The sequence below is a fragment of the Streptomyces sp. W16 genome, assembly GCF_033194735.1.
Classification (GTDB): Bacteria; Actinomycetota; Actinomycetes; order Streptomycetales; family Streptomycetaceae; genus Streptomyces.
The window spans coordinates 1-16,118 of record NZ_JAWOAI010000207.1; the positions used below are offsets into that span (position 1 = coordinate 1).

The following is a 16,118-nucleotide window of genomic DNA, read 5'->3' on the forward strand; positions in this document are numbered from 1 at the left end:
GCTCAGCGCGAACGGCCGTGCCTGGCGCACCTGGGACGTGGCCACGCACCGCGCCACCGGCTCGGGCCGGGTGCCCGCCGGCACGGTGACGGAGGCCGGCGCGTCCGCGCACGTCCTCGGGGTCACCGAGGGGGACGGCGGGCTGCGGCTGTGGAACACGGCCACCCGCCGCTGGTCCGCGCCGGAACTGCACGACGTCGGCGACATCCACTTCACCGGCGACGGCCGCTCCCTCCTCACCACCGAGGGCGATCGCGTACGGCTGCGCTCGGTGGCCGACGGCCGCAGCACGTTCGCCGCACGAGCACCGGACGCGGCCCTCACCGCAGTCAGCTCGGACGGCCGTACGGCAGCGGCCTGTTCGGCGACGGGCGTGCACCTGTGGAACACGGCCGACTCCCGTCCCCTGCAAGGTACTTGGCGGCAGGACCCCGGCGTCTGCGACACCGACACCTCCGTCCTCGCCCTCTCCGGCGACCGCCTCGCCGTCGCCACCGCCAACGGCACCGGACTGCGCGTCTGGGACACCGCGACGGGCCGCAGGGTCGCCGACCTTCAGGACACCGGGGCGCAGTCCGCGTCCTTCAGCCCGGACGGCGCCTTCGTGGCGACGGCCGACGGTTCGGAGCTGCGCGTCTGGCGGCTCACGGACCCCGGCGCCCCCGTCTTCCGGCACGCCCTCAACAACCAGCACCTCTACGGCGGCCTCGACTGGGACCGCGACGGCCGCACCCTGCGCTATCTGGAGAGCGGCACCGTCCACACCCTCGACCTCGGGGCCGCGGTCACCCACGACTGGCGGTCCACCGCCCTTAACGACGTCGGCTTCAGTCCGGACGGCCGCACCTACGCCACGACGGAACGCACCGGCGACCGCTACCTCTTCCGCCTCTACGACACCTCCGACGGCCGTCTCCTGCACACCTTCCCGGCCGTCCCCGTCCCCGTCTCCACCGACCCCGCCCTCCCGACCGTCCCCGCCGACACCCTCCCCCTGATGGCCTTCGGCCCGGACGGCACCCGGTTCGCGTACGGCGTCTCGGCGCCGGGCCGGGAGGCGGTGGCGCAGCCGTTCGGGGTGTGGGACGTGCGGCACGGGAGATCCCTGGCGACGCTGGATCTGCCGGGCGCGGCGGTCGTCTCCCTCGCCCTCGGCCCGGGCGGCGCCCACACCCTCCACGCGGTCCGCACGTCATCCATCGGTCAACTCGCCGACGAGACCTGGGACTTCGCGCACGGCCGCCGGACCTCCGTCCTGACCGGCGTGACCGGCTCCCACCTCGCCGTCAGTCCGGACGGCGGGCTGCTGGTCGGTGAGGGGCGGATCGCCCGGCTGCCCTCGGGCCGGTCCACCGGGCGCGACCTGGTGCAGGGCGACGAGATCGGCGCCCTCGCCTTCACCGCCGACGGCTCCGCAGTCGCGGTCGGCGACCAGACGGGCCGGGTCCACCTGTGGGACGGCGCGGTCCGCCACCGCACGGGCATCCTGCGCAACGTCTTCCCCGCTCCCGTCGGCACCACCCCGGAGGGCGTCGCGGCCCTCGCCTTCAGCCCCGACGGCCGCACTCTGGCGGTCGCCGGTGACGCGGGCAGCCTGCAGCTCTGGGACGTGGGCACCCAACAGCCGCTCAGCAGCGGCCCGTTGACGACCCCGGGCGAGGCCGTCACGTCCCTCGCCTTCAGCCCGGACGGCGGCACGCTGTTCGCGGGCAGCGCGCACGTCCCGCTCCAGCGGTACACCGTCGACCCGGAGCGGGCGCGGACACGGGTCTGCGCGAGGACGGGGAACGCGGAGCTGACCCGGGCCCAGTGGCGGACCTACGTGCCGGACGCGCCGTACCGCCGCATCTGCTGAGGTCACCCGTACGGACCAGCCCACGCGGCCAGGTCTCCGCGGCGCTGCTCCACTTGTTGGCAACAGGGGGCCGGTTAGTACCCACCGAAGGAAGTGCCGCGCATGGCTGTCCCTGAATCCACCCTCGCCATCAACTTCACCCAGGGGCTGAACGACGCCTGGTCGAAGGTCGCGCAGTTCGTGCCGAAGCTCGTCGGCTTCCTGATCATCCTGGCCATCGGCTGGTTCGTGTCGAAGATGATCGCCCGCGTCCTGGACCGTGTGCTGCGCAGGGTCGGCTCGGAGAAGCTCTCGGAACGGGCCGGTACGGCACGGATGCTGCGGGACTCCAAGTACGACATGACCGGCATCGTCTGCAAGATCGTGTACTACGCGCTGATGCTGATCACCCTCCAGCTCGCGCTGGGCGTCTTCGGCTCGAACCCGGTCAGCACGATGATCAACGGCATCGTCGCCTGGCTGCCGCGCGGCATCGTCGCGGTGGTCCTGATCGTGGTGGCGATGGCCATCGCGAACGCGGTCCGCGGGATCGTCGGCAGCGCGCTGTCGTCGATGTCGTACGGCAGGATGCTCGCGACCATCGTCTGGGCCTGCATCGTGGCGCTCGGTGTGATCGCCGCGCTCGGCCAGGCCGGCATCGCGACGTCGGTCACCCAGCCCGTCCTCTACGCGGCCCTCGGGACCGTCGCCGGAATCATGATCGTCGGTGTCGGCGGCGGCATGATCGCGCCGATGCGTCAGCGCATGGAGCGCATGCTGATGGCGGCGGAGCGCGAGACGACCAACGCGAAGGGGAGCCTCACGGCGTACCAGGCGGGCCGCGCGGACGCGATGGGCAACCAGCCGGTGCGGGAGCGGACGGACATGGGCACGGACATGCGGACGGACCCGCGCAGGGACATGCCGGGGTCGTCCGACATGTAGCCGTCGGTGACGTAAGCGCAGGTGAGGTGGGTGATCCGGAGTTGATTCGCCCCTTGGGCGGGACTGTCGGATCAATTCCCCGGCGATGACGATCGGAGGCGTCGCCACCCGTGGCGGGTGGTGGCGCCGACCGACGTATCGACGAGGAGAACGACCATGAAGGTGTTTCCGCGAGGCCGCCGCCGGCTGGCTCTGCTGGCGCCCGCTCTCGCCCTGGTGCTCATCCCCTTCTCCACGGGGACCGCCAGCGCGAACTCCAGCCCCGGCTGGGGCGACGACAAGCCGGACGTGCTGGCCAGCTGCAACCACGACAGCGGCAGCCGGAAGCCCGACTCGTGCCAGTACCACGAGGTCAACGCCTGGACCGCGCTCGGCAAGCGGCACCAGGCCAGCAACGTGGTCGCGAACTGCGCAGGCACCGACAACGGCACGTACGCCGTGAACTACAGCTACTCGACGAACACCTCGTACTCCTACGAGCAGGGCCAGAGCATCGAGGTCAGCGCGGGACTGTCGGACACCTTCGAGGCCGGCATGTCCGCCAGCTCGACGACCTCCCAGACCTGGACCCTCGGCAACACCCGCACCGCGAGCAACACCATCACCAACACGATTCGCCCCGGCTACAAGGGCGCGTACTGGTTCGCGCCGTACGTCCGCCACTCGGTGGGCTGGCTTGAGGTCCACTACGGCAAGCGGGTCGACGGCCACTACTACTGGTACTACCCGGGCCAGGGCTCCTCGGGCATCCACATCGACACGCCTGTCGCGTGGTCGGACGGCTCCCTGAAGGGGGAGCTGTACTGGGCCGTGTGGAAGTGCTGAACCCGCACTACTTGGTGAACCGGACGGGGCCCGGCCACGCCGGCCGGGCTCGCGTTCGGGGAACGACCCAGGACACCGGCCGTGGCTACCATGGGTTCCACCGGCAGGTCAGAGGGAGCGTTCGCGTAGTGGACCCGGGCTCCTCGTGACTGCTCCGAAGGGAACAGGGCATGACTGAGCAGGCCATCTACCGGCACTTGCGTGAGCTGCGCGAGCATCTCGCGCCACTGCCCGGCTTCATGTACGCGGAGATCAGCGACGCGAAGCTCGTCATGATGATGAGCCCACGCCCTCGCCACCAGCTCACGGCGGTCGTCGTCCGCGATCAACTGTCCACTCAGTTGCCGGACGGCGTGATCGTCGCCGAGGCCACGGACACGGATGACGAGTCCCTTGGCAAACTCCGCATCCCTGATCTCCTGGTCGTGCCGAGGAGCGCCATGGAGACGGACGATCCACTCGACCCCAGGGAGATCCTCCTCGCCGTCGAGATCGTCTCCCCGTCGAACCCCGAGAACGACTACGTGGACAAGGCCGCCGACTACCCCGCCATGGGCATCCCCCACTACTTGATCGTCGATCCGCGCGACGGCACGTGGACGTACCAGTGGGAGATCGGCAAGCGCGAGGGGCGCCCCGCGTACGAGAACCGGCTGCACCTGCCCTACGGCAGCACCGTCACCGTGACTACCGAGCTGGGGACGTGGACGATTGCGACGGGTGATCTGCCCCGCTACAGCGCGAAGGACATGATGCGTTGACCCCGTCCGCCGCCTTGGCCGGGCTTGCCGCTGCCGCGCCGATCAGGGCGGCTACGGCGATGACGGCGGCGCAGAATCCTCTGACGTAACGCGCGGACATACCTACCTCGCAACGACAGTGACGGCGACGGCAACAGCGATGAGTTAAGCACGCTTAATGCGTGCCTAACTTAAGGGGTTGGAGTGCGCAACGGGAAGGGCTTCAGGGGGAGTTGAGCCAACGGAAACCCGTTTTCAGTCACCCCGGCGCTGCTCCGGGAGCAGCCCGTGCCGGTGTACCAGCCAGCTGATGGCCGTCAGCCTGCACACCGCGTAGTCGTGCCCGACCGGCTCCCGCCAGTCCAGCTCCGCGAGCGCGTCCAGGAAACCGAGCGCGTAGTCGGTGAGGTCGGCGTGGTCCGGGGGCGGGGGCGTCAGGTCCGGCCCGCCCGCCGAGAGGCGTTCCCGCAGCTCGGCCACGTGCTGGTCCACCGCGGCCACGAAGGCGGGCTCGAACGCGAACTCCGCGAAGCGCGGCGCGTACGAGTCGCTGATCTTGGCCAAAGGGGACATTTCTCCACGGTACGGCACGTGCGTGGTGGAGAGTTCGTGATTCCCATCACCGGGGCGGCGTCGAATGGTTACTCTCGGCGACAGGCCGTAACTACTCGGAGGTGACCGTCGCATGGTCCACGTACGCGAACTAGACCCGAGCGCATCCCCGTTGGACTACTTCGGTTACGAGTGCCGTCGCTTGAGGGAAGCGGCGGGCCTCACGCAGGAGGCCCTCGGCAAGATCCTCTACTGCACCGGCTCCCTGATCGGGCAGATCGAGACGGCGATGAAGCTCCCGACCCGGAACTTCGCCGAGCGCCTCGACGCCGCGTTCATGACGGACGGGGTCTTCTCGCGCATGATCGGCATGGTTCTGCGGAGCCAACTGCCGAACTGGTTCCAGGCATTCGCCGACATGGAGGCGAAGGCCGCGTACATCTCGACGTATCAGTGCCAGGTGGTCTACGGCCTCCTCCAGACCCCGGAGTACGCGGCGGCACTGGTGGCCGTCGAAAACCCGGACATGGTCGAGGAGTTGGTCGCGGCGCGCATGGAGCGGCAGCGCATCCTGGAGAAGAAGCAGCCGCCTGCGGTGTGGGTCGTCATCGACGAGGCCGTGCTGCTCCGCGAGGTTGGTGGCCGCGAGGTCATGCGCAAGCAACTCGCACGCTTGGTGAGTTACCGGAACAACCCCTGGGTCCATATTCAGGTGCTGCCGTTCTCCGTGGGCGTGCACGCCGGGATGGTGGGCTCCTTTACCGTCCTGCGCTTCGATGACGACCCTGACATCCACTACTCCGAGGGCTACGACCAGGCGCACATGACCGCCAACCCGGAAGTCATCAGGGAGCGCTCGGTCGGCTACGCTCGCTTGCAGGCCGATGCCCTTTCGGTGGAGGACTCGGCCGACCTGATCGCGCGCGTGATGGAGGAACGTTATGGAGACCGGGCGGAAGACGTGGCGTAAGTCCAGCTACAGCAGCACCAACGGCGGTGACTGCGTCGAGTGCGCCCCTCTCGGCATCGTGGAGTGGCGTAAGTCCTCCTTCAGTAGCACCAACGGCGGTGAGTGCGTGGAGGTCGCCGCCAGTGCCCCCTGCATCGCAATCCGTGACTCCAAGAACCCCGGCGGAGCCGTCCTCACCGTCTCCCGTCGCCGCTTCGAGGACTTCATCAACTCCCTCTCCGTGTAACTGAGTTACCGGCCAGTCTGTAACTCGGCTTACTGGCATGATTAATGCATGGTGAGACGGGACGACCCGGAAGTCATCGGGCGCAGGGTCCAGCAGTTGCGGCACGAACGTGGGCTCACCCAGCGGCAGTTGGCCGAGCCCGCCTACACACCCGCGTACATCTCCACCCTTGAGGCCGGCCGGGTCCGCCCCTCCGACGACGCGCTGCGGCACCTCGCGGAACGACTCGGCGTCGCCTACGACGAGTTGGCCACCGGCCGCCCCGCCCACCTCGCCACCGAGCTGCGCCTGCGGCTGACCGGTGCCCAACGCACCCTGGCGACCGGGGAGTCGGAGGAAGCGGCGGAGCAGTACGCCGAGTTGCTCGCGGAGGCGGAGTCGCACGGGCTGGTGGACGAAGAGGCCATCGCGCTGCTGGGACTCGGCGAGTGCGGCCTCGACACGGGTGATCTCACTGCCGCCCGCCTGTACTTCGAGCGCGCAGAGCAACGCCTCGCCGACGAACCCCTCCCCTCCCGCGTCCCCGCCATCCGAGGCCGTGCCGTGGCGCACTACCTCACCGGTGAACTCCGTTACGCCGTATACCTGTTGGAGTCCACCCTCGACGAGCTGAACCGGGGCGGCCTGCACGACCCGGATGCCCTGCTGCTCCTCTACGCGAGCGCGATAGGGCCGTACATGGACATGGGCGCCCACGCGAGGGCGGCCCAGGCGGCCGAGTTGGCGCTCGCGCTCGCGCCGCAGGTGGCGGACCCGGCGCTGCTGGCACGCATGCACAGGTCGGTGGCGCGGACGCTGATAGCGGAGGGCAAGGTCGCGGAGGCGGACGCCTCGCTCGCGAAGGCCGCCGATCTGTACCGCCAGCTCCAGTTCCGTACCGAACTCGCCAACTGCCACTGGATGCGCGGCTACGTCTACGCCCAGGACGGCGAACTGGAGCGCGCCGAGGTCGAGTTGAGGCAGGCGCTGGCCATGCTGACGGCGAAGCGCGCGGCGCTGTACAGCAGCCAGGTCGCCGTGGAACTGGCCGACGTCCTGCACAAGCGCGGCAAGTCCGACGAGGCGGCCACCCTCCTCCACGACGTCCTCAGCGACCTCAGCTCCGAACGCGGCGCCCTGCACTCCGCCGCCGCCCACCGCCTCCTCGGCATCATCGCCGAGGACGCCCGCGACACGGACGCGGCCGAGGAACACTACGTCCGCGCCCTCAGCCTCCTGGAACGCGCGGGCGCGGCCGGTGACCTGGCCGACCTGTGCCGCATGCTCGGCGATCTGCTCCGCCGTACCGGCCGGGTGGAGGCGGCGCTCGACGCCTACCGCACGGGCCTCGGCCACCGCACCGCCCCCGGCACGACGACTCTCGGCCCGGCCCCCGCACAGCCTCCTCTTTGACAAACCGGGGATACCGCACAGCGCCGACGGTTACCGTGCCACGTACGAGTACGAGGCGTAATCGTGCGAAACGGGATGAGACAGGCGCGTGCAGAACGAACGGACTGTGGTCGACGGCCTGCGCCTGGCCGTACGCGCCATGGTCTACGCGGTACTCGGCGGCGCCGCGCTCATAGCCATCGCGACGGTCGTGTCCGTCCTCGGTCCGATGCTGGCGATCGACCTCTACACCCCGCCCGTGGCGGCCTGGTGGACGGTCTTCACGGCGGTGGCGGTGCAAGGTGTGCCGTTTTTGTTGCTCGGCACGGTGGTCTCGGCGGCGATCGGCGCGTTCGTACCGGAGCGGGTGTTCACGAAGCTCCTCCCCCGCAACCAGGCCCTGGCCGTCCCCATCGCGGGCGCGGCAGGAGTCGTACTCCCGGGCTGTGAGTGCGCGTCGGTACCGGTGGCGAGCAGCCTGATGCGGCGGGGCGTGGCACCAGCTGCCGCGCTCGCGTTTTTGTTGTCGGCCCCGGCGATCAACCCGGTCGTCCTGGTGGCCACTTCGATCGCTTTCCCGGGCCAGCCGAAGATGGTGCTCGGCCGCCTGGTCGCCTCCCTCGCGACGGCGGTGGTGATGGGCTGGCTCTGGGCGAGATTCGGCCGCGAGGAGTGGCTACGACTCCCGAAGCGCACCCAGGCCGCCGCCTCGTCGCCCACGGGTGTGAAGGCCTTCGTCGCCGGGTTGCAGCACGACTTCCTCCACGCCGGCGGGTTCCTGGTGCTGGGTGCGGCAGCGGCAGCGACCTTCAACATCGCCGTACCGCGCTCGATCCTGGACATCTTCACGGGTTCGTCCTGGCTGTCACTGCTCCTGCTCGCGCTGCTGGCCGTGGTGCTGTGCGTGTGCAGCGAGGCGGATGCCTTCGTGGCCGCGTCCCTCAGCGGCTTCTCGCCCGCCGCGAAGCTGGCGTTCATGGTGGTGGGGCCGATGGTCGACCTGAAACTGATCGCGCTGCAGGCGGGCACGTTCGGCCGTTCCTTCGCCTTCCGCTTCTCCTCGACGACCTGGCTGGTGGCCGTGACGAGCAGCACGCTGGTGGGGTGGTGGTTGCTGTGAGGCGCTACGGCTCGGCGGTCCTGCTCCTGCTCACGGGCGGGGCGGTGCTGCGGATCTCGCTCTTCAGCGACCTGTATCTGCGGTATGTGCAGGCGGCGCTGCGCCCGTACCTGATCGTGTCGGGAACTCTCCTGATCCTGCTGGGAGTTGCGGCGGCGATCAGGGCGGCGCTGCACCGCCCGGAGGAAGAAGAACACGATCACGACCACGATCACGAGGAGCATGGTCACTCGCATTCGGGCAGCCCCCGCGTCGCCTGGCTCCTCACCCTCCCCGCCCTGGCCCTCCTCCTCTTCCCACCCCCCGCGCTGGGCTCGTACAGCGCGGGCCGCGAACAGGCGCAACTCGCGGCACAGGGCGCGGGCACCTTCCCCGCGCTGCCCGCCGCCAAGGTGCTGGACATCTCGGTCGGCCAGTACAGCTCACGGGCGATCTACGACACCGGCCACTCCCTCAAGGGCCGCACGCTCCGTATGACGGGCTTCGTCACCCACGGCTCGAACGGCACCTGGTATGTAACCCGCCTCGTCGTCACCTGCTGCGCCGCCGACGCCACGACCAGCAAGGTAGAGATCAGAGGCACCGAGGCCACCGACGCCCCCCAGACCGACACCTGGGTCACCGTCACCGGCACCTGGCTCCCCAAGGGCAAACTCGGCACGGACGGGGCCTGGCCCCCACTCCTCGACGCGACGACCGTCACCCAGGTGAAGCAGCCGGCGGACCCGTACGAGAAGCGTTGACCTGTTCCCGAGATTCCGGTGATTCCGGAGCGTTAAGGTGCTTGTGAAGCGCAGGGTGTGGGGCGCGTCACACATCGCTACGAAACAGGGGCTGCGGGGGCATCTCGCGCGGCCGTGCATCTGGGGGGCCTCATGCACGAGATGGTCAAGGGCGGGAACGTCGGCCTGGCGTCGTTGAGCGAGGACATCGGCTCGGTGCTGATGAGCCTGAGCTGGGGAAGTCCGACGGGAGAGGGCGACGCGGACGTCTCCGTACTGCTGCTGACCGGGGACGGAAAGGTGCGCAGCGACGGGGACTTCTACTTCTACAACAACCCCGTCGCCGCCGACGGAAGCGTGCAACTGCTCGGCAAGGCACCGACGGCGGACGGTAGCGAGGACCGGATCACCTTCGACCTGACCGCGATCCCGGCTGGCGTCGAGCGGATCGTGGTGGCGGCGAGCCGTTACGAGAGTGCCCGTTTCTCCGAACTCCAGGACCTGCGCCTGACGTTGGCCGACGGTTCCGGCGAGAGCCTGCTGCGCTTCTCGATCGACGATCCCGGCGAGGTCAGCGCGCTGCTCTTCGGCGAGTTCTACCGGCGGGGCGGCGATTGGAAGTTCCGGGCGATCGGGCAGGGCTACGAGTCCGGACTGGCCGGTGTGGCAACGGACTTCGGCGTCGACATCGACGACGACGCGGACACGGACACGGACGTGGACACGGACGTGGAGAACGTGTCCGACGCCGAGGCTGAAGTCCGTACACCGGAAGCCGTCGCCGCGATTCCCGCGCAGCCGTCGAGCCCTGCGGTCGAGTCGGTTCCCGAGGCCGAGGTCGAGGTCGCGACCCGTCCCGCCCGTCCTCGTACCGCAAAGAAGAAGGTCACCCTGCCGAAGGTGGCCAAGAAGTCCCTTGCAGAGAACGACTCCTGGCGGGGTGCCCGGCTCTTCCCCGCCTCCGCGCTCAAGAGCGACCACGAGCGGGAGACCCGGGCGACCTCCGTGCTGCTGTCGGTGATGGCTCAAGTGCCGGAGTTCGGGCGGCGGTTGACGGCGGCCTTCGGTGCCCCGGTCGGCCGGATGGAGACGTTCACCGAGGTCACGCTGCCCAACGGCGAGTCCCCTCGGCGGCCCGACGGGGTGATCCGGGTCGAGCGGGCGGGCAAACTGTGGACCGCGCTCGTCGAGACGAAGACGAACGGCAACCCCCTCAAGCCGGACCAGGTGCAGGCCTACGCCGACATAGCGGCCCGGCGCGGATACGAGGCCGTCATCACGCTCTCCAACGACGTCGAGCTGGAGGGCAGCCCCCTGGTGGAGGTCAAGCTCGACGGGCGGCGCAAGAACAAGGTGGCGCTCTGGCATCTGTCCTGGGCCGAAGTCGCCCACCAGGCACAGATGTTGATCCGGCACGAGGGGGTCGGCAACGCGGCGCACGCCTGGCTGCTCCAGGAACTGCTCCACTACCTCCAGCACGAGAACTCCGGCTGTCACGGTTTCCAGAACATGGGCCGCTCGTGGGTTCCGGTGCGCAATGCGATCGACACCGAGACCCTGTGCCAGGGCGACTCGCGCGCGGTGGAGGTCGTAGAAAGCTGGGAACGGCTGGTCCGGCAGGTGTGTCTACGGCTCGGCGGCGAACTCGGCGAGAAGGTGCTGCCGGTGCAGCGCGCCAAGCGAGGTACCGATCCGGCCTCCCGGCGGGCCGCCCTCGCCGACCGCCTATGCGTCGACGGCAGACTCGACGCCGAACTCCGTATCGATGGCACGCCCGGTGTCCTCGCCCTCTGCGCGGACCTGCGCACCGGCAAGCTGCGTACGTCCATCGAGATCGCAGCACCCGACCAGGGCTACCCCCTCACCTGGGCCAAGCGGCTGGTCCGCAGGCTCGCCGAGGCACCGGCCGATCTCCACGTCGAAGCCGTGCTGGAGGGACAGGCGGGCGGTCCGCGCGGCACTCTGGAACGCCTGCGGCCCGAACCGGCCGACATCCTCCCCAAGAACGGAGCCCAGATCACCGGCTTCCGCCTGTCCCTCTTCAGAGGCATGGGCAACACCCGGGGCACCGCGGAATCGGGCTTCATCCGCAGCGTCGACGAGTCCGTGGACCGTTTCCACGCGAGTGTGGTGGTCCACCTGGACGGCCGTTCGGCGCGTTCACGGAGGCCCGTCGAGGCCTGAAGCCCCTCCGCCGTGGCGTGGTCGCCCGTATGGTGCGGAGATGGGTGACAGGCCGACGAGTATCGAAGTCCCTGACGTGGTCGGGATGACGGGGCGGGAAGCGCACGCTCTCTGCCGTGATCTGGGGCTGTTCCTGGGCTACTACAACCTGGATCAGCAGTTGCCGCAGAACATGGTGATCGCTTATCAGGAGCCCCCGCCCGGAAGCATGGCAGCACCTGCCGCGGCAGTCAGGATCTGGACGAGATTGGACCCGCTGCCCGACGATCGGCGGCTGCGGTAGCCGGGAGCCGCCGGCTGCTAGATCTGCACCCGCCCCTGCCGCTGCACATCCGTCAACCGCTGCGCCCCGATCTCCAGTGCCCGGCCGGTCGCGTCCGGGGGTACATTCGCCGGCCCCCCGGCCGTGACGGTGATCGTGTCGTCGCCGATGCGGACGGCGGCGGTGTCCAGGGTGAGGGTGGACTGGTCGCCCTCCGGGGTGGTGCCCGTGAGGGTGAGGTGGAGGCCCTCGCGGGCGTCGCCGACGTTCGGGAGGGTGGCCTCGGTGACCGTCACGGTCTGGACGCCCGAGCGTGTTGTCGTCGCCGTGAACTGGGCGCACTTCTGCGGGAGCGTCTTCAGCCAGGCCAGCGTGCGGTCCACGTCGGCGTGCGGGAACGCGGCCACCTGGTAACGGAGTTGGGCCTCGTCGTCGGTGTCGTCGAGGCCGATCACCGCCTGGGCGGTGGCGGGGGTGCCGAGGAGTTCGTCGGCGTAGAGCGCGTCCAGGAGACGCTGGCAGTCGGGGTCGGCGGTCTTCGCCTTGAGGAGGCTGTCGCGCCAGGTCGCCGTGCCCTGCGTCGGGGTCCAGGGGGCGCCCAGGTCCATGTCCGTGATCAGCGCGGTCTGCGCCTGTGCCTGGGTGAGGACGGGGGCGGCGGCCGGGGACGCGTGGGCGGCGGGGGTGCGCACGGCCGACGGGGAGGGCGCGCTCGTCACCTTGTGCAGGGCGGCCTCGTTCGCGCAGCCCGCGACCGTCAGCAGCGTGCCCGCCGACAGTGCCGAGGCGAGGAGGAGGACACGGGCCGGGGAACGGGTCATCGAGGGTCCCTCCTGGGGCGGACGCGTGACGCGGATGCGTGGCGCGGAATACGGCGCGTGCTCCCACGGCACCACCGCCCGCGCCCGCCCACCAGCGCTCCGGGCCGTCCGGGTGAGAAACCGGATCCCCTCCAGCGGATCACCCCATTGGCAAACCAATACCGGCCATTCGATTCGTCATTGGCCGCCCGTCCGCGCCCCGCCTACTGTCGAAGACACCTCACCGACCCCTGCCGACCTCCTGGAGACCTCCCATGTCGAAGATCCTCTTCGTGCTGACCGGCGCCGACCACCTCACCCTGGCCGACGGCACGCAGCACCCCACCGGCTACTGGGCCGAGGAGGCCGTGACCCCGTACGAGGCCTTCAAGGCGGCCGGTCACGAGGTCGTCGTCGCGACGCCCGGCGGTGTCGTACCGCCCGTGGACCGGGGCAGCCTCGCCGCCGACTACAACGGCGGCCAGGAGAACGCCGACCGGGTCGCCGCCGTGCTCGCGTCGAGCGCCGAGTTCCAGCACCCGGTGAAGCTCACCGAGGTCGACCTCGCCGACTACGACGCCGTCTACTACCCCGGTGGCCACGGCCCGATGGAGGACCTCGCCGTGGACGCCGACTCCGGCCGGCTCCTCACCCTGGCCCTGGCCTCCGGCAAGCCGCTCGGCGTGGTCTGCCACGGCCCGGCCGCGCTTCTCCCGGCCGTCAAGGAGGACGGCACCAACGCCTTCGCCGGGCGCCGGCTCACCGGTTTCACCAACGCCGAGGAGACCCAGGGCGGCCTCGCCGACAAGGTGAAGTGGCTGCTCCAGGACCGGCTTGTCGAGCTTGGCGCGGACTTCCGGCAGGGCGAGCCGTGGGCCCCGTACGTCGTGGTCGACGGCAACCTCGTCACCGGGCAGAACCCGGCCTCCTCGGCACCGGTCGCCGACGAGCTCCTCAAGAAGCTCGCCTGATTGATTCGCTTGATCGACTCGCTTGATTAATTCGATCGCGGCGGGCGTCGTACGACTGCTAGCGTCCGCCGCATGAAGCAGCGCGCCCGTTCGTCCATGACGACGACGCCGGAGAGTGTCCCGGCGCGCTGACTGCTGACCAAGTCGAAGCCCCGGGGCGAGTGCCCCGGGGCTTCGACGCGTGGTGCTCGCCTTTCGGCCCTTTGTTCCGTGAGGAGTTCACCATGTACGACCACCGACGTCTCGGCCGCGAACTCGGCCTCTTCGACACCGACCCCCTGATGGGCGCGGGCCTGCCGTACTGGCTGCCGGACGGTGCCGTCGTACGGCATCAACTGGAGGAGTACGTAAGGGAGTTGGAGTGTGCGGCCGGGTACCGGCACGTGTACTCGCCCGTCCTCGGCAAGCGTGAGCTGTACGAGATCTCCGGGCACTGGTCGCACTACAGCGACGACATGTTCCCGCCGATGAAGCTGGGCAGCGAGGAGGTCGTCCTGCGCCCCAGCCTCTGTCCCCACCACGCCCTCATCTACCGCTCCCGGTCCCACAGCTATCGCGAACTGCCGCTCCGCATCGCCGAGTTGGGCGGGATGTATCGCTCCGAGCTCTCCGGCGTGCTCGGCGGCCTGACCCGCGTCCGCGCCATCCAGCTCAACGACGCCCACATCTTCTGCACCCTCGACCAGGCCGTCGAGGAGGCCCGCGCCGCCCTGGCCCTCATCGCCCGCGCCTACGCCGACCTCGGCATCCGCGCCTCCCGCTACCGGTTGTCGCTGCCGGGCGAGGGCGGCAAGTACGTTGCCGATCCGGCCCTTTGGGGGCGGGCCACCGAACTGCTGAAGGAGGTCCTGGACGGATCGGGTGTCGACTACGAGTCCGCCGAGGGCGAGGCCGCCTTCTACGGCCCGAAGATCGACGTCCAGATCGAGGACGCGGCCGGCCGCGAGGCCACCCTCTCCACCGTCCAGATCGACTTCCACCAGCCCGAACGCTTCGACCTGCACTACATCGGCGCCGACGGCGCGAAACACCGGCCGGTCATGGTGCACCGCAGTGTCATCGGGAGTGTGGAGCGGGTGGTGGCGCACCTGGTGGAGGAGCACGGCGGGGCGTTCCCGGCGTGGCTGGCGCCGGTGCAGCTGGCGGTGCTGCCGGTGTCCGAGGCGCAGGAGCGGCAGGCCTACGACCTCGTAGAGCAGGCCCTCGCCCGAGGACTGCGCGCCGAGGTCGCCGTCGAGGGCAGCCTCGGTGCCCGGATCCGGGCGGCGCGGCTGGTCCCGTACCAGGCGGTGATCGGTGAACGGGAGGCCGACGCCGGCCTGGTCGCCGTACGGCTGCGGGACGGTCGCCGGATCGAACCGCTGCCGCCCGCCGAGCTGCTGGACCGCGTCGCGGCGCGGGTCCGGGCGCGCGGCGCCGAACTGTGGGCGGATGCGTAAGGTCACCCTTGATCCGCCGAACAGCCTGTGAGAGGAGCCTGCCGTGACCGGTCAGCCCATCCCCGTGATCATCGACTGCGACACGGGGGTCGACGACGCCCTGGCGCTGCTGTTCGCCGTCCGGCACCCCGGACTCGACCTGCGGGCGGTCACCTGTGTGGCCGGGAACACGGACGTGGACCAGGTCGTACGGAACACGCTGATCGTCCTGGACCACGCCGGTGCCGGTGACATCCCGGTCGCGCGCGGTGCGGCCCGGCCGCTGATCGAACCGGCCCGGTCGGCCGCGCACGTCCACGGGCAGGACGGCATGGGGGACATGGGGCTGCCCGACTCCACCCGTGCGCCCGTCGACGTGGATGCCGTGGCACTGCTGCGCCGGGAGATCCTCGCCTCCGCGCGCCCGGTCACCCTTATTCCGACCGCGCCGCTGACGAACATCGCGCTGCTGCTGCGGACGTTCCCCGAGGTGACCCGCAATATCGAGCGGATCGTGTTCATGGGCGGCGCGGTGGCGGTCGGGAACGCCACGCCGGTCGCGGAGTTCAACGTGTGGCACGACCCGGAGGCGGCGGCGATCCTCCTCACCGCCGGGGTGCCGATCACGATGTACGGCCTGGACGTGTTCGAGCGGGTCCAGGTACCGGCCGTCGATGTGCGGCGGTTGCGGGAGAGCGCGGTACCCCGGCTGAAGCTGGCGGGTGATCTGCTGGCCCACCGTGACCCGGCCGCCTCCGGAGACCCCACCCCGACCGGCGGGCTCGGCGACGCGGGCGCGGTCTGCGCGGTCGCCGACCCGGCCGGCCTCACCACCCGTCTCCTGCCGGTCGAGGTCTCCCTCGCCCCGGGCCCCGGCCGCGGCCAGACCGTCGTCGACCGCCGACCCCGCCACGGCGAGTCCGAGATCCACGGCGGGGCACGCGAACAGGCCCTGGTGGACGTGGGGTTGGACGTGGACGTGGACCGGTACGTGAAGCTGTGGCTGGAGACGGTGGAGGGTTAGACGGGGGGCAAGGTCCTTGCCCAATGGGCGTGTGCTGTCTGTCGCCGTCGCGCCGGGATGCGTGATCCCGGCGCGAGGGCCGTCAGGACTGTTACGAGTGCGAAGCGCGCCGACGACGCGTGGCGACCACGATCGCCGCGCCGCCCGCCAGCAG

The 16,118-nt window shown here is 70.2% G+C and carries 16 protein-coding genes; 14 read left to right on the forward strand and 2 right to left on the reverse strand.

Going from position 1 to position 16,118, the window contains the following annotated elements; all coding sequences use genetic code 11:
* The 4 genes from R6V09_RS26055 to R6V09_RS26070 all read left to right on the forward strand — a co-directional run.
* Positions 1–1,855: WD40 repeat domain-containing protein (locus R6V09_RS26055; protein WP_442810135.1), on the forward strand; the 1,855-nt coding region annotated here is incomplete at its 5' end.
* Between the two features lie 102 nt (positions 1,856–1,957).
* The gene (locus R6V09_RS26060) at positions 1,958–2,779 is read left to right on the forward strand and encodes a mechanosensitive ion channel family protein (protein WP_317883853.1); all 822 of its coding nucleotides are present in this window, start codon (positions 1,958–1,960) and stop codon (positions 2,777–2,779) included.
* Positions 2,780–2,935: 156 nt separating this feature from the next.
* Positions 2,936–3,604, forward strand: coding sequence for a hypothetical protein (locus R6V09_RS26065; RefSeq protein ID WP_317883854.1), 669 nt, complete (start codon positions 2,936–2,938; stop codon positions 3,602–3,604).
* Between the two features lie 170 nt (positions 3,605–3,774).
* Complete coding sequence (locus tag R6V09_RS26070) at positions 3,775–4,365, forward strand: Uma2 family endonuclease (protein WP_317883855.1); 591 nt, start codon at positions 3,775–3,777, stop codon at positions 4,363–4,365.
* Between the two features lie 234 nt (positions 4,366–4,599).
* Here R6V09_RS26070 and R6V09_RS26075 read toward each other — a convergent pair whose 3' ends face one another.
* A complete protein-coding gene (locus R6V09_RS26075; RefSeq protein ID WP_317883856.1) occupies positions 4,600–4,917 on the reverse strand; it encodes a DUF6401 family natural product biosynthesis protein in 318 nt (105 codons plus the stop codon).
* Between the two features lie 112 nt (positions 4,918–5,029).
* On the opposite strand from R6V09_RS26075, the gene R6V09_RS26080 reads away from it, so the two are divergent.
* The 7 genes from R6V09_RS26080 (at position 5,030) to R6V09_RS26110 (ending at position 11,772) form a co-directional block, all read left to right on the forward strand.
* A complete protein-coding gene (locus R6V09_RS26080; protein WP_317883857.1) occupies positions 5,030–5,866 on the forward strand; it encodes a helix-turn-helix domain-containing protein in 837 nt (278 codons plus the stop codon).
* The gene (locus tag R6V09_RS26085) at positions 5,838–6,092 is read left to right on the forward strand and encodes a DUF397 domain-containing protein (protein WP_317883858.1); all 255 of its coding nucleotides are present in this window, start codon (positions 5,838–5,840) and stop codon (positions 6,090–6,092) included. Before R6V09_RS26080 ends, R6V09_RS26085 begins: the two co-directional genes overlap by 29 nt.
* A 48-nt stretch (positions 6,093–6,140) precedes the next feature.
* Positions 6,141–7,484 carry a tetratricopeptide repeat protein gene (locus R6V09_RS26090; RefSeq protein WP_317883859.1) on the forward strand — a complete coding sequence of 448 codons (1,344 nt, stop codon included), beginning with the start codon at positions 6,141–6,143 and terminating at the stop codon, positions 7,482–7,484.
* A 139-nt stretch (positions 7,485–7,623) separates the two neighbouring features.
* A complete protein-coding gene (locus R6V09_RS26095) occupies positions 7,624–8,583 on the forward strand; it encodes a permease (protein ID WP_317883866.1) in 960 nt (319 codons plus the stop codon).
* The gene (locus R6V09_RS26100; RefSeq protein ID WP_317883867.1) at positions 8,580–9,326 is read left to right on the forward strand and encodes a TIGR03943 family putative permease subunit; all 747 of its coding nucleotides are present in this window, start codon (positions 8,580–8,582) and stop codon (positions 9,324–9,326) included. Before R6V09_RS26095 ends, R6V09_RS26100 begins: the two co-directional genes overlap by 4 nt.
* A gap of 132 nt (positions 9,327–9,458) precedes the next feature.
* Positions 9,459–11,489 carry a TerD family protein gene (locus R6V09_RS26105; protein WP_317883860.1) on the forward strand — a complete coding sequence of 677 codons (2,031 nt, stop codon included), beginning with the start codon at positions 9,459–9,461 and terminating at the stop codon, positions 11,487–11,489.
* Positions 11,490–11,529: 40 nt separating this feature from the next.
* On the forward strand, positions 11,530–11,772 hold the full coding sequence (locus tag R6V09_RS26110) for a PASTA domain-containing protein (RefSeq protein WP_317883861.1): 243 nt from the start codon (positions 11,530–11,532) through the stop codon (positions 11,770–11,772).
* 17 nt (positions 11,773–11,789) lie between these two features.
* Here R6V09_RS26110 and R6V09_RS26115 read toward each other — a convergent pair whose 3' ends face one another.
* A complete protein-coding gene (locus R6V09_RS26115) occupies positions 11,790–12,572 on the reverse strand; it encodes a hypothetical protein (protein ID WP_317883862.1) in 783 nt (260 codons plus the stop codon).
* Positions 12,573–12,826: 254 nt separating this feature from the next.
* Here R6V09_RS26115 and R6V09_RS26120 point away from each other — a divergent pair, with 254 nt between their 5' ends.
* The 3 genes from R6V09_RS26120 to R6V09_RS26130 all read left to right on the forward strand — a co-directional run bounded on the left by R6V09_RS26120 (position 12,827) and on the right by R6V09_RS26130 (position 15,964).
* On the forward strand, positions 12,827–13,522 hold the full coding sequence (locus tag R6V09_RS26120) for a type 1 glutamine amidotransferase domain-containing protein (RefSeq protein WP_317883863.1): 696 nt from the start codon (positions 12,827–12,829) through the stop codon (positions 13,520–13,522).
* Between the two features lie 203 nt (positions 13,523–13,725).
* The gene (gene thrS, locus R6V09_RS26125; protein ID WP_317883864.1) at positions 13,726–14,961 is read left to right on the forward strand and encodes a threonine--tRNA ligase; all 1,236 of its coding nucleotides are present in this window, start codon (positions 13,726–13,728) and stop codon (positions 14,959–14,961) included.
* 43 nt (positions 14,962–15,004) lie between these two features.
* On the forward strand, positions 15,005–15,964 hold the full coding sequence (locus R6V09_RS26130; protein ID WP_317883865.1) for a nucleoside hydrolase: 960 nt from the start codon (positions 15,005–15,007) through the stop codon (positions 15,962–15,964).
* Positions 15,965–16,118: the final 154 nt, after the last annotated feature.

Bases quoted from the DNA above. Each gene is read 5' to 3' on its own strand.
- R6V09_RS26070 (WP_317883855.1), top strand. From the start codon at position 3,775: ATGACTGAGCAGGCCATCTACCGGCACTTGCGTGAGCTGCGCGAGCAT.
- R6V09_RS26090 (WP_317883859.1), top strand. From the start codon at position 6,141: ATGGTGAGACGGGACGACCCGGAAGTCATCGGGCGCAGGGTCCAGCAG.
- R6V09_RS26060 (WP_317883853.1), top strand. From the start codon at position 1,958: ATGGCTGTCCCTGAATCCACCCTCGCCATCAACTTCACCCAGGGGCTG.
- R6V09_RS26120 (WP_317883863.1), top strand. From the start codon at position 12,827: ATGTCGAAGATCCTCTTCGTGCTGACCGGCGCCGACCACCTCACCCTG.
- R6V09_RS26095 (WP_317883866.1), top strand. From the start codon at position 7,624: ATGGTCTACGCGGTACTCGGCGGCGCCGCGCTCATAGCCATCGCGACG.
- R6V09_RS26085 (WP_317883858.1), top strand. From the start codon at position 5,838: ATGGAGACCGGGCGGAAGACGTGGCGTAAGTCCAGCTACAGCAGCACC.
- R6V09_RS26075 (WP_317883856.1), bottom strand. From the start codon at position 4,917: ATGTCCCCTTTGGCCAAGATCAGCGACTCGTACGCGCCGCGCTTCGCG.
- R6V09_RS26105 (WP_317883860.1), top strand. From the start codon at position 9,459: ATGCACGAGATGGTCAAGGGCGGGAACGTCGGCCTGGCGTCGTTGAGC.
- R6V09_RS26110 (WP_317883861.1), top strand. From the start codon at position 11,530: ATGGGTGACAGGCCGACGAGTATCGAAGTCCCTGACGTGGTCGGGATG.
- R6V09_RS26080 (WP_317883857.1), top strand. From the start codon at position 5,030: ATGGTCCACGTACGCGAACTAGACCCGAGCGCATCCCCGTTGGACTAC.
- R6V09_RS26115 (WP_317883862.1), bottom strand. From the start codon at position 12,572: ATGACCCGTTCCCCGGCCCGTGTCCTCCTCCTCGCCTCGGCACTGTCG.
- R6V09_RS26065 (WP_317883854.1), top strand. From the start codon at position 2,936: ATGAAGGTGTTTCCGCGAGGCCGCCGCCGGCTGGCTCTGCTGGCGCCC.